We start from the raw sequence: 11,714 nt of genomic DNA, 5'->3' as shown, positions 1-11,714 counted from the left end.
AAGTAATGGAATACCTGGTGGTTGAAAAACGCCTAAAGAGGTTGAGGGAGGTTCTTGAAAGAAGACAGAAAGACCTTATAGTCTTCGCGGATAACGTTAAAAATGAACATAACTTCTCCGCAATCATAAGGACCTGTGACGCTGTAGGGGTTTTATACCTTTACTATCATCATGCGGAAGGGAAGAATGCGAAAATAAATGAGGGTATAACCCAGGGTTCTCATAAGTGGGTTTTCATAGAAAGGGTTGACGACCCCGTTAAAAAGATAAAGGAGTTTAAAGATAAAGGCTTTCAAATTGTAGCTACGTGGATATCAAAAGACTCCGTAGACTTCAGGACAGTAGACTATACAAAACCAACAGTCATAGTTGTGGGAAACGAGCTTCAGGGAGTTTCTCCTGAACTTGTTGAGCTTGCGGACCAGAGAATAGTCATACCGATGTTTGGAATGGCTCAGAGCCTTAACGTTTCCGTTGCAACGGGAATAATCCTTTACGAAGCTCAGAGACAACGGTGGGAAAAAGGTATGTACGATAAACCTTCCCTTTCCGAAGAGGAGATAAAGAAGATTTTAAAAAAGTGGGCTTACGAGGATATAATAAAAGATAGGAAGAGGGTGGGAGGGAATGCAAAAGTTTAGGGGTTTAGAATGTATTACTTTGCTTACGGCTCAAACATGAATCCCGAAAGAATGAGGGAAAGGGGGGTTAACTTCTCCGAAAGAAAGAGGGCCGTTTTGAGAGGATGGAAGTTGCTCTTCAACAAGGTTGCGAGCAGAAAGGTAGGTGTAGGATACGCAAACATAGTGAGGGATAACAACGGAGTTGTTGAGGGAATACTTTACGAGATAAACCCCGAAGATATAAGGAAGCTGGACCATTACGAGGGTTATCCGGAACATTACTACAGGGATGAGGTTGAGGTTGAACTTGACAACGGAGAAAAGGTAAAGGCTGTGGTTTATATAGCCCGGTCCGATAAAACTGCGGAGGGTCTAAAACCTACGAAAAAATACCTGGAACACTTGCTGAAAGGTTGCGACCTTCTCTCCGAGGAATACTGCGAGATGCTGAGAAGCGTTGAAACAGTATGAAAGTATTCGTTTACGGAACGCTAAAGAGAGGTAAGGGAGCTAACGACCTCCTGAAGGGGGCTAAATTTCTCGGAACGGGTGTAGCCGAAGGCTACGATATGTATATCGTTTCCCACTACCCGGGCGTAGTTAAGGGAACCAGAAAAGTTAGGGGAGAGATTTACGAGGTAGACGAGGAAACTTTGAAGGAACTTGATTATTACGAGGGCGTTCCTCACCTATACGGGCGGGAGTTGACCGAGATAATCCTTGACGAGGGAGGAAAGGTTAAAGCCTACATATACGTTTACCTCGGTGATACGGAAGGTTTGGAAAAGGCTGACGTGAACGAAAAGGGGGAATACGAGTTTTAAGGAGCGGTTTTTAAATACTCGTTCTTATACCTTACGTAGTTTTCCGCAGATTCCTCTATGAGTTTTATCTCTTCCTCCCTCAGCTCTCTAACGATTTTAGCGGGAACGCCCGCAACGAGGACACCCGAGGGAATTTTCTTGTTAGGTGTGACCAATGCTCCCGCACCTACCAGAACATAGTCCTCTATCTCAACACCGTCCATAATGGTTGCTCCCATTCCTACCAGAATGTTGTTATGAAGAACACACCCGTGAAGTATTACACCGTGTCCTACGGTTACGTTATCCCCTATTATCGTTGGGTGTGTATCGTGGGTTACGTGGACGACACAGTTGTCCTGTATATTTGTCCTTTTTCCTATCCTTATGTAATTAACGTCTCCCCTTATCACCGTTCCCCACCACACACTTGAGTCTTCTCCTATCTCAACGTCTCCTATTACGACGACGTTGTCCGAAAGGTATACGCTTTCGTGTATCTTTGGGTATTTGCCCTTATACCCCCTTACTATAGCCATATTTTTTATTATGGAACTCTTCAGTGTAAGAATGCGTGCGGAAAAAGGTGGTAAACACGTCTCCGGAGCTGAAAGAATCGTAAATAAAGGGGAGCTTGAAGAAACGGTAAAAGAACTTATAAAAAGACCGAAGGATTACGATTTTATAAACCTGAAGGTTGAAAAGATTAAGAGTTTTGAGGAAATTCCCTTTACTTTAAAGATAAGCTCATACGAGTTTAAAAGCGTGGAAGAAGCGAGGAGCTTCGCTGTTAAAAAGCTAATGGAAGAAGGTGTAAAGGAAGATTTAGCAAAAAAAGCTGTTGAAACCCTTTCAAAAGGTGCTAACCCTTACGGTGGAAATATGAGGGGAGCCGTTCTTATGGATGTAGAAACGGGAGAAAGGCTTGAACCCGACAAGAGCAGAGGTGTAAGAACTGTAAACTTTGACTGGAAGGAAAGGAAAAGAGTAACGGAGCTTCTCCTGAAAAGGGGATATACCTTAAGAACGGTTGACGCTCTTGCGCTTGCTATGAAAAACCTTTACTGCGGGGTTATAGCAGAACTTTGTTGGAGCGACGACCCAAACTACACAACGGGATACGTCTCGGGAAAAAAGATAGGTTACGTGAGGATAAAACCCCTAAAGGTTGAGGGAGACCCGTTAGGTGGAAGGGTTTACTTTGTAAAGAAAGAGGGTTTAGAGAAGGTTATTGAGTGTCTTGAAAAGAAAGTGGTTCTCATAGATTGGAGAGATGATTTCTAACATACACACGTGAGGAGAAAAGAAAAAAATTATTAATAGAAAAAAATTAAAAAGGAGGTGAAAAATGGCCGTGGCAACAGAAGCACAACTTTTCTCACAAGATATTTTAAGGGATAAGAATATACTTGAGAAGTCTACCGGACAACCTCCGAAGGAGATAAGGGTAGAAGGTGAGGAACTTGTAATAGTGAAAGAAAGTGGAGAAGAGAGAATTTCTTTAAAGTCCCTGAGGGGAAAGGCGATATACACCCGCCTGACGACGGGCATTTCCGAGTTCACGGAACCTATATACGTTTAAACCTCTTCCTTCATCCTTTCTATTAACTCCTTTACAACCTCTTCAATTTCTTGGTCCCCTTCGGGGGACACTATAACAATCTCTCCGTTTTTATCGTAAGCATATCCGTAAAGTTTGAGTTCTTTCACGTCGTTTTCAAGGGCTACCTTTGTAACCCTTGAAAAGAATTTTTCAAGACTTTCGGTGTCTTGAGGGTTCACTTCCTGCTCAAATATATCAACCGACTCCTCGTCAACCTCTCCCTCTTTGGGAACAAAAACCGCATAAACAACCGTTTCACCCTGAGGGTTTTCCCTCTCCATAAAGAGTTTAAAGAGCTCTTCTACCTTTTGTCTCATCTGGTGCCTTATGCTCATCTTCCCGCCTCCTTCTTACTCATTAAATACTCGTGTATATATTTTGCCGCTTCTTTTCCATGAGCTAAAGCAACGACAACCCTGTCCCCTCCGTTTATAACATCTCCCCCTGCAAACACACCCTCAAGGTTCGTCTCATATCTCTCGTTAACTTCTATGGTTCCCCACTTCGTTGTTTTTAGTCCGCTTCCCTCGTAAGCAATAGGGTTAGCCCTCTGGCCTATCGCAAAGATAACCGAGTCGCACTCTATTATGTGCTCTGAGTTGGGAACGGGAACAGGCCTGGGCCTTCCGCTCTCGTCGGGCTCTCCCAGTTCCATCTTGATACACTTTATACCCACTACTTCCCCTTTCTCATTTCCTATTATCTCAACGGGTTGGGTGAGCCAGTGGATTATAACCCCGTCTTCCATAAGGTGGTCCCACTCCTCCTGCCTTGCGGAAGAGGTTTCCCTCGTTCTCCTGTAAACCACGTGTGTCTCAACCCCGAGCCTTCTCGCAGTTATAGCACAATCAACCGCTGTAAATCCTCCTCCGATTATTACCGTTCTCTTTCCGAGCTCTACCGGAACGCCTTTCTTGGGAAACTCGTTAGCTTTGTAAAGGTTTACCCTCATAAGAAAGTCTATAGCGGAGTAAACACCTTTAAGATGGTCTCCCGGAAGCCCGAGCTTTCCCCTTCCCGCCCCTACAGCTATAAAAACGGCATCGTATTTTTCCCTCAGTTCATCAAGAGTTATCGTCTTACCAACGAGGTAGCCGTAAAAGAACTTTATTCCGAGCTTCTCAAGTTTCTTAATTTCCCACTCTATTATTTCCTTATCAAGCCTTGCGTTCGGTATACCGTAATACATAACCCCTCCCGGTTTGGGTAGAGCTTCGTAAACGTGAACCTCGTGTCCCTTCTTTGCAAGCTCGTAGGCACAGCTGAGCCCCGCCGGACCGGCACCTATTACCGCAACCTTCATACCCGTGGGCGGTTCCTTTTCTATCTCTACTTCTATGCCGGAAATTCTTATGAAGTCTCCTACGAACTTCTCAAGGGCACCTATGGCGACGGGAAGCCCTTTATTCTTCCTATTTCTTACGGTGTCGTAGTAAAGGATACAGCTTCCCTCGCACTGCCTTTCTTGAGGACATACCCTTCCACATATAGAAGGAAATATATCGGACTCTATGATAACCTTGTAAGCTCCTACGAGGTCTCCTTCCGTTATCTTCTTTATAAACCCGGGTATGTCAACGTGAACGGGGCATCCCTTAATACACCTCTGATCCGCATCTTTACAGAATAAACATCTCTGAGCTTCGTCAAGAGCTAAGTTAACGGAATACCCGAGCTCATACTCACGAAAGGTTTTTACCCTTTCCTCCGGGGGAAGGGTGGGCTCTTTATTGCGGTCAAGATACCTTATCTTCTTTGCCATAAGGTAAGATAATAACTGTTTGTTTAAGATAATCAAGTTATGGAATCATTGAAGATTACCCTTGAGGGTTTTGTGGAGTCTTACGGCTACCTCGGTATATTTCTTATAGCCTTTACCGAAAGTATAATTCAGCCCGTTCCCCCCGACCCTTTCATAGGAGGAGCTACCGCTCTCGGATTAAACCCCCTTATCTCTGCACTCGTTGCTACAATCGGTAGCGTATCGGGGGGTGTTGTAGCTTACTTCCTGGGGAAGCTTCTCGGTGAGCCTTTGGCTAAAAAGCTTCTGGGTGAGGAAAGGTTCTTGAGAGCGGAGGCTTTTTACAACAGATATGGAACCTTTGCGGTTATAATTGCGGGACTCACACCCGTTCCCTATAAGGTTTTCTGTTGGCTTTCAGGTATTCTTGAGTTTGAGCTCTGGAGGTTTGTGGTTGCGAGTGTGATAGGCCGGTTCCCGAGGTTCTTACTTTTCGCCCTTTTCGGAGAGGCTATCGGAGACCTTCTTTAAGCTCGTGAAAAAGCTCTATATACTTATCAACGGTTCGTTCTATTGAGTAGTTCTGTGCCGTTTTTACCGCCTCCCTTGATATCTCCCTTTTCTTATCTTCCGGGAGTTTTAAGGCGTGGATTATCTTCCGTGAAAGAGCCCGATAGTCCCCGATCTTGACCATAAAGCCGTTCATCCCGTCCCTCAAGTATTCCGGAATACCTCCCGCATCCGTTGAGACGACAATCCTTCCGGTAGCCATAGCCTGAAGAAGTGACCCCGCTATACCTTCGGAGAAGGAAGCCATTATAAAGAGGTCAGCTCCCTGGAGGAGCCTATCTACATCACTTCTAAATCCAAGACCTATACAGTTTCCCTCAAGGCCGTATTTCCTGAAGAGCTTTTTTGCCTCTTCCGAGTCTGTATCAAGTCCGACGAAGACCATCCTGAAGTTTCTAAAAGGAAGCTTACTGAGAGCTTTAAGGATAACTTCCTGTCCTTTCCTCCAGGGTTGCCAGTTAGCCACGTTCATAAAGAGGTATTCGTTTTCTCTTACACCTAACTCTTTTCTCACTTCCTCCCTAAGCTCCGGTTTCGGAGAAAATCTTTTGAGCTCTATACCGCTCTGTATAACTTTAAGTTTATCCACGAATATACCTTTCTCTCTTAGGATTTCTGCCACGTGCTCCGAAACAACAACTATTCTATCCGCAAAGCGGTATTTAAAACTCCTTGAGAAAAAGCCGGGGATAAAACCCGAACGTCTGAGGGCTATAACCTTAGGTTTTTTCCGCATTCCGAGTGTTGACAAAAGGACGTAATCCATTGCGTGGGAAGAGTGAGCTATAACAAAATCGTAATTATTCTCCTTTATTATTTTCCTCAACCTTAATACGTTCAGGATGTTGAAACGAGAACTTCCCCCTCTGTAGTCCTCAAAAAAGTGTATTTTTACGGGAGTCCCGTTCAGTTTATCTCTCATGTATCTATACTGAAAGGAGAGAGCTATGTGACTTTCAACGCCCTTTAAGGCTAAATACTTAGTTATCAGATGAGTTTGTTCCTTCGTCCCGCACCATCCGATACCGTCAATAACGTTTAGAACTTTGAACATTAAAGAAAGATTTTAAAGGGAAAGGGAGAAATTAAGCCTGTTTTACGAGCTCCTTAGCAGGCTTGAATGTTAGAACCTTCCTCGCAGGTATTTCTATTACTTCTCCCGTTCTGGGATTTCTTCCCTTCCTTGCCTTCCTTACGGAAACCTTAAAGGTTCCGAGTCCGGGAATTCTGAGCATCTCCTCCCTTTCAAAGAGCTCGTGAATGGCCTCTACAAAAGCCTTAAGAGCTGCATCAGCTTCTTTTTTCGTAATCCCGGCTTTTTCTGCCATTTTGGCTATTAGTTCCGCTTTTGTCATCTTCGCACCTCCCTTTGGGTTTTTGTTAGTTTAATTTTATACTCAACCCACCAATTTGGAAAGAACTTTTTTATATCCCTCAAGAAGGTCTCCGAGGTCAAACCTAAACCTATCTTTATCCAACTTTTCACCCGTTGATTTATCCCACAGTCTCATACTATCCGGTGTTATCTCGTCAACGATGGCGAGGGAACCATCGGGAAGCCTTCCAAACTCAAGCTTGAAGTCAACTAAAAGAATTTCTTTTTTTGAGAATAAATCCTTTAAAATTTCGTTAACTTTTAGAGCGGTTTCCTCCATTTCGGGAAGAAGTTCAAGGGGTGCAAGTCCGAGAACCTTTATGTGATTTTTGCATACCATCGGGTCGTGAAGTTCATCGCTCTTCATAAAAAACTCAACGAGGGGTTCTTTTAAGGGGGTTCCCTCTTTTATTCCGTATCTCTTTGCAAAACTCCCGGCGGACACGTTTCTAACAACAACCTCAACGGGAAAGCGTTCTGCCTTCCATACGAGTATTTCCCTTTCGGAAAGCTTCTTTATAAAGTGGGTTTTTATTCCACTCTTCTCAAGTATTTCAAAGATTACGGAGGTAATCTCTGTATTCATTGAGCCTTTTCCCTTTATCTCCTCTTTTTTTACACCGTCAAAGGCGGTAGCGGTATCCTTGAACTCAAGTATTACCTTGTTTGGGTCTTTTGTTTCGTAGACTATCTTAGCTTTTCCCTCGTAAAGCTTCCTTACTTTCTCCATTTCACTTAATTTTAAAGGTAAGTTCTTTCCCGTTAAGTTCAATTAATACAAAATCGGGAAGCCCATCGTAGTTTTCGTGCTTTCCGTTCTTATCAAGAGCGTAAAACCTCAAGCTCTTAAACTTTCCCTTCTTTACAAGTTTCTTCTCATCGTAAAGGTCAAGGCTTCCCGAAGGGTAAGGAAACTCGTATGTGTACAGGGTTTCCCCTTTAAGAATGTATGCTTTTTTTACAACACCCTTAAAAAACTCCCCTCCGCTTGTCTCAAGGTATAGCTCCATTCCCCCCTTTATAAGTATCTTTCTCGCTCCCGTTAAAGCCCTTCTGAACTCCCAAAAAAGGGTTATCTCTTCTTTCAAGTTTCCCGAGGTCTTTATTCCCGTTAGTGAGGAGTTTACTGCTCTTGAGAAGGAAACACTAAGAAGCGTAAATATCAAGGATAAAAGGGAGAGGACGATTAAAACCTCAACGAGAGTAAAGGCTTCAGAAGTGCTTCCACCCTTCGGGTTTTGTGAGCTTCCCGTCAACGTAAACACCCTCTCCTTCTTCAACACTTCCTATCTCGGTCATATCAAGAAATGGGTTCCAGGATGACCTGGGATGTGTAAAAAGGAGCTGGTAATCCTCCCCCCCGATTAGAGCGTATTCTAAGGGATCCTTTCCGTATTTCTCACAAAAGAGTTTAAGCTCTCTTGATAGGGGTAGTTTGTCGGTATTTATGTTTATCCTTACCTTGCTCCTTTCGGAAAGATGCCAGACATCCGAAAGTAGTCCGTCGCTTATGTCCATGCTTGCGTTTGCATACTTTTGTATGTGCTTTACGTAGTCTATTCGTGCTGTAGGTCTCAGGTGTCTCTCAATGAGTGCGAGCTCAAAGGGTTCATATTCCCTTTTGTTCATAAGAATGAGTTCAAGTCCCGCCCTTGAGTCCCCCAGAGTTCCCGATACAAAAAGGCTGTCTCCGGGCTTTGCCCCACTCCTTCCTACAAATCTTTCCGACTCACCTACGAGGAAAAGGGATATACTCACTTTTGCGAGCTTTGATACGTTCCCCCCTACTATTTCACAGTTGTAAAAGGTGCAAGCCCTTTTCATACCCGCGTATATCCTCTCAACGTATGTGAGTTCAAGCTCTTCGGGTACATTCAGAGAAACGAGTATCCACTTCGGATATCCCCCGTTTGCTACAACGTCACTCACGTTCACACTTACCGCTTTCCATCCCACAGCCTCGGGGAGATATTCCCTCAAGAAGTGAACTCCCTCCGTCATCGTATCCGTCGTGAGAAGTAACGTGCTTTTCCCGTGTTTAACAGGTGCGGTATCGTCTCCTATTATCTCGGTGGATAGGAGGTTTTTAAGCCTCTCTATGAGACCGAACTCTCCGACTTCCTTTATCCTCATTTTTCCACCTTCTCCTCCTGGAGCTTTACAACTATAACCTCTTTCACCTTGTTCTTTTCAACCTCGTTCACTATGAACTTGTATCCGTCAAACACAAACTCATCCCCCTTCTTCGGAACTCTTCCCAAATTAGCCATTATAAAACCGCTTACAGTGTCGTACTCATACTCCTCGGGAAGCTCTATCCCTAGCTTTTGAGCAAGTTCGTCTATGTTTACCGAACCGCCTACCTTGTAAGTATCGGAGGAGATTTTCTCAAGGGTTTTTTCTTCCTCATACTCCTCGGGTATATCCCCTACAATCCACTTAAGAACGTCGTAAAGGGTAATCACCCCCGATATAACTCCGTGTTCATCAACCACAACAGCAAGCTTTACCTTAGCCTTTCTGAGCTCGTTTAAGAACCTTGCAAGGGTCATAACTTCCGGAATGACAAAGGGCTCCTTTGCAAATTCCTTAAGCTTTTTCTCTCTGTTTAACTGAACGGGAAGAAGCTCCTTAACGTGCACCACCCCCGTAAGGTTGTCAAGGACGTCCTTATATACGGGTATCTTACTGTGAGCTTTTTCCTTTATGATGTCTATAACCTCTCCCGCCTTCTTGTCCTCGGGAAGTGCAAAGATGTAGGGTCTGGGTGTCATTATCTCCTTTACGAGAACCTTATCAAGCTCAAGAACTCTCTCCACCATTACCTTTTCCTGGAGGTCAAACTCTCCGGACTCAAGACCTTCCTCTATGAGTCCGAGGAGTCTTTCTTCCGTAAGCTTATAGGTTTCCTCCTTAACCTCTATACCCATCTTCTTGAGTAGTCCCTGAACGGGAATTATGAGGATGAACCTCAGGGGTGTTATGAGAACGTGAAAGACGTAAAAAACAGGTGCGTAGAGAATTGCAAGCCTGTCCGCTATGGGAAGAACCACGTTCTTCGGAATCGTTTCCCCGAAAAGGAATATAAGGGTTGAGGAAAGTATCACCGAGAGAAATGCACCCTTTTGTCCGAATGTCTCAACGAATATCTTAGTCCCGTAGGAGGATATGAATATGTTCACTAATTCGTTCCCTATGAGTATGGATATGAGAACCTCCTTCGGTTTTGAGAGGAGATACATAAGAACCTTGTAAAAGCGGGAGTTTGAGAACTTCATCAAAAGGGGCTTACTCACGCTGAAGAAAACAACCTCGGAAGATGCGAAAAATCCCGAGGCGAAAAGTAAGAAAAGGAATACGAGAACGTCAGTATAGATTGCAGTATACGACTCTTCCATCTACCTCCGACCTCCTAAGGGTCTTTCTGCACTCTTCAAAGGCCTCGGGACATCTCGGATAAAATGGACATCCCTCCTCGGGTATAGTGTATTCCTCCTCGCTTACCTGCGTATACGCCTTTCTCTCCTTCGGATGTCTTGCGGGAATACTCTCAAGGAGAAAGCGTGTATACGGATTCAGGGGATTTTTTAAAACATCTTCTTTCCTTCCAAGCTCCATAAGAACGCCTCCGTATAAAACCGCAACTCTGTTTGCTATCTTCTCAACAACCCTTATGTCGTGGGTTATGAAGAGAAAAGATATACCCCTTTCGTTCAGCTCTCTGAAGAGTTTGAGAACATCCTCTTGAACCGAAAGGTCTAAGGATGCGGTTGGTTCGTCCGCAACTATGAGTTTAGGATTTAGCACAATTGCCCTTGCTATTGCAACCCGCTGGGCCTGTCCTCCTGAGAGCTGAAGAGGTCTTTTCTCAAGAACTTCCTCGGGTAGCTTTACCCTCCTTAACGCTTCAAGAACCTTTTTCTCTCTTTCCTTTTCTCTATGAACGATGAGAGGTTCCTCTATTACCTCCTTAACCTTCATTCTCGGGTTTAATGAGGTTCTGGGGTCCTGAAACACTACCGAGACAAGCCTTGTGTATTCCTTTCCCATTCGGAAAATGTCCTTTCCCCTGAAAAGAACTTTTCCCTCCGTTGGTCTTTCCAGTCTAAGGATAATCTTACCGAGGGTGCTTTTTCCGGAACCGCTCTCGCCGACTAAACACAGTATCTCACCCTCGTATATTTCCAGGCTTACACCCCTTAAGGCCCTTATCTCTTTCCTTGAAAATAATCCCTTCTTTACCCTGTAGGTCTTCGTAAGAGAGTTTATCTCAAGAAGTGTTCCCATTAAATCGTCTTTGAGAAGCTTACCTCCTTCTTCTTTCTGAGGTGTGCGTCAAAGACCATGGCAACGTTCCTAATCAGAAGTCTTCCGACGGGTAGAATTCTTATCCTGTCGTCCTCAATCTTTATAAGCCCGTCCTCTTCCATCTCCCTCAACTCTTCAAGTTCCCTCTCAAAGTATTCTTTAAAGTTTATGGAGAACATCTTTTCAATCTTCCCGAATTCAACCCCGAGATTACACATTATATCCATTATCACTTCCCTTCTTATAAAGTCATCTTCGTTGAGGACATATCCCCTGAAGACGGGAATTTTACCCTCATCAACGGTCTTGTTGTAATCCCTGAGGGTTTTCCAGTTCTGGAAGTAAGAGTCGTAAAGCATGCCTATCGACGTTGCACCGAATCCCAGAAGCTCAACACCCTTCTTCGTAGTGTATCCTTGGAAGTTTCTCCAGAGCTCTCCCTTTTTCTGGGCTACCGCAAGCTCATCATGGGGCTTTGCGAAGTGATCCATACCTATGTAAACGTATCCTGCGGACTGGAAGCGCTCTATAACCATCTCAAGAATTCTCAGCTTTTCCTCCGCAGAGGGGAGAGCTTCCTTCGGAAGGAGTTGTTGGTGGGGTTTTATCTGGGGTATATATGCGAAGCTGTAGGTCGCTATCCTGTCGGGGTTAAGCTCTATAACCTTCTCAACGGTTTCCTCAAAGCTTT

General features: G+C 44.3%; 17 protein-coding genes. 6 read left to right on the top strand and 11 right to left on the bottom strand.

Annotated features, from left to right (window positions below):
* The 3 genes from ACWB1W_RS04985 to ACWB1W_RS04975 all read left to right on the top strand — a co-directional run.
* The coding region (locus tag ACWB1W_RS04985; RefSeq protein ID WP_479370287.1) for a TrmH family RNA methyltransferase at positions 1-641 on the top strand (641 nt) is incomplete at its 5' end.
* Between the two features lie 9 nt (positions 642-650).
* Positions 651-1,094 carry a gamma-glutamylcyclotransferase family protein gene (locus tag ACWB1W_RS04980; RefSeq protein ID WP_479370286.1) on the top strand — a complete coding sequence of 148 codons (444 nt, stop codon included), beginning with the start codon at positions 651-653 and terminating at the stop codon, positions 1,092-1,094.
* Positions 1,091-1,447, top strand: coding sequence for a gamma-glutamylcyclotransferase family protein (locus ACWB1W_RS04975; protein ID WP_479370285.1), 357 nt, complete (start codon positions 1,091-1,093; stop codon positions 1,445-1,447). Before ACWB1W_RS04980 ends, ACWB1W_RS04975 begins: the two co-directional genes overlap by 4 nt.
* Here the strand turns inward: ACWB1W_RS04975 and ACWB1W_RS04970 are convergent.
* Positions 1,444-1,965: a gamma carbonic anhydrase family protein gene (locus ACWB1W_RS04970; RefSeq protein ID WP_479370284.1), complete on the bottom strand. Its 522-nt coding sequence runs from the start codon at positions 1,963-1,965 to the stop codon at positions 1,444-1,446. The genes ACWB1W_RS04975 and ACWB1W_RS04970 overlap by 4 nt on opposite strands.
* 10 nt (positions 1,966-1,975) lie before the next feature.
* Between ACWB1W_RS04970 and bioW the strand changes: the two genes are divergently transcribed.
* Together bioW and ACWB1W_RS04960 are read left to right on the top strand one after the other, a co-directional pair.
* A complete protein-coding gene (gene bioW / locus ACWB1W_RS04965) occupies positions 1,976-2,710 on the top strand; it encodes a 6-carboxyhexanoate--CoA ligase (RefSeq protein ID WP_479370283.1) in 735 nt (244 codons plus the stop codon).
* Between the two features lie 64 nt (positions 2,711-2,774).
* The gene (locus tag ACWB1W_RS04960) at positions 2,775-3,008 is read left to right on the top strand and encodes a hypothetical protein (protein WP_479370282.1); all 234 of its coding nucleotides are present in this window, start codon (positions 2,775-2,777) and stop codon (positions 3,006-3,008) included.
* On the opposite strand, the gene ACWB1W_RS04955 is transcribed toward ACWB1W_RS04960, so the two are convergent.
* Together ACWB1W_RS04955 and gltA are read right to left on the bottom strand one after the other, a co-directional pair.
* On the bottom strand, positions 3,005-3,364 hold the full coding sequence (locus ACWB1W_RS04955; RefSeq protein WP_479370281.1) for a hypothetical protein: 360 nt from the start codon (positions 3,362-3,364) through the stop codon (positions 3,005-3,007). The two genes, ACWB1W_RS04960 and ACWB1W_RS04955, sit on opposite strands and share 4 nt — an antisense overlap.
* Positions 3,361-4,791 (bottom strand): NADPH-dependent glutamate synthase, encoded by a 1,431-nt coding sequence (gene gltA / locus ACWB1W_RS04950; RefSeq protein WP_479370280.1) that lies wholly within the window; start codon positions 4,789-4,791, stop codon positions 3,361-3,363. The genes ACWB1W_RS04955 and gltA overlap by 4 nt, the downstream gene beginning before the upstream one ends.
* 39 nt (positions 4,792-4,830) lie before the next feature.
* Between gltA and ACWB1W_RS04945 the strand changes: the two genes are divergently transcribed.
* A complete protein-coding gene (locus tag ACWB1W_RS04945; protein ID WP_479370279.1) occupies positions 4,831-5,301 on the top strand; it encodes a YqaA family protein in 471 nt (156 codons plus the stop codon).
* Here ACWB1W_RS04945 and ACWB1W_RS04940 read toward each other — a convergent pair.
* From ACWB1W_RS04940 to hemN, 8 genes are all read right to left on the bottom strand, one after another.
* Complete coding sequence (locus tag ACWB1W_RS04940; protein WP_479370278.1) at positions 5,282-6,394, bottom strand: glycosyltransferase family 4 protein; 1,113 nt, start codon at positions 6,392-6,394, stop codon at positions 5,282-5,284. The genes ACWB1W_RS04945 and ACWB1W_RS04940 overlap by 20 nt on opposite strands.
* 31 nt (positions 6,395-6,425) lie before the next feature.
* Complete coding sequence (locus tag ACWB1W_RS04935; RefSeq protein WP_479370277.1) at positions 6,426-6,695, bottom strand: HU family DNA-binding protein; 270 nt, start codon at positions 6,693-6,695, stop codon at positions 6,426-6,428.
* Between the two features lie 42 nt (positions 6,696-6,737).
* A complete protein-coding gene (purC, locus tag ACWB1W_RS04930) occupies positions 6,738-7,445 on the bottom strand; it encodes a phosphoribosylaminoimidazolesuccinocarboxamide synthase (RefSeq protein WP_479370276.1) in 708 nt (235 codons plus the stop codon).
* A 1-nt stretch (position 7,446) separates the two neighbouring features.
* Positions 7,447-7,980 carry a prepilin-type N-terminal cleavage/methylation domain-containing protein gene (locus tag ACWB1W_RS04925; RefSeq protein ID WP_479370275.1) on the bottom strand — a complete coding sequence of 178 codons (534 nt, stop codon included), beginning with the start codon at positions 7,978-7,980 and terminating at the stop codon, positions 7,447-7,449.
* On the bottom strand, positions 7,928-8,848 hold the full coding sequence (gene thiL / locus ACWB1W_RS04920; protein WP_479370274.1) for a thiamine-phosphate kinase: 921 nt from the start codon (positions 8,846-8,848) through the stop codon (positions 7,928-7,930). The genes ACWB1W_RS04925 and thiL overlap by 53 nt, the downstream gene beginning before the upstream one ends.
* A complete protein-coding gene (locus tag ACWB1W_RS04915; protein ID WP_479370273.1) occupies positions 8,845-10,113 on the bottom strand; it encodes a hemolysin family protein in 1,269 nt (422 codons plus the stop codon). The genes thiL and ACWB1W_RS04915 overlap by 4 nt, the downstream gene beginning before the upstream one ends.
* Positions 10,082-11,002, bottom strand: a complete 921-nt coding sequence (locus ACWB1W_RS04910; RefSeq protein ID WP_479370272.1) for an ABC transporter ATP-binding protein — start codon at positions 11,000-11,002, stop codon at positions 10,082-10,084. The genes ACWB1W_RS04915 and ACWB1W_RS04910 overlap by 32 nt, the downstream gene beginning before the upstream one ends.
* Positions 11,002-11,714 (bottom strand): oxygen-independent coproporphyrinogen III oxidase (hemN, locus tag ACWB1W_RS04905; RefSeq protein WP_479370271.1); only part of this gene is annotated, 713 nt, incomplete at its 5' end. The genes ACWB1W_RS04910 and hemN, both read right to left, overlap by 1 nt.

It is taken from the genome of Aquifex sp., assembly GCF_056494385.1.
Note: the sequence above shows the minus strand (reverse complement) of the source record. Positions and strands in the feature narration are given on the sequence as shown.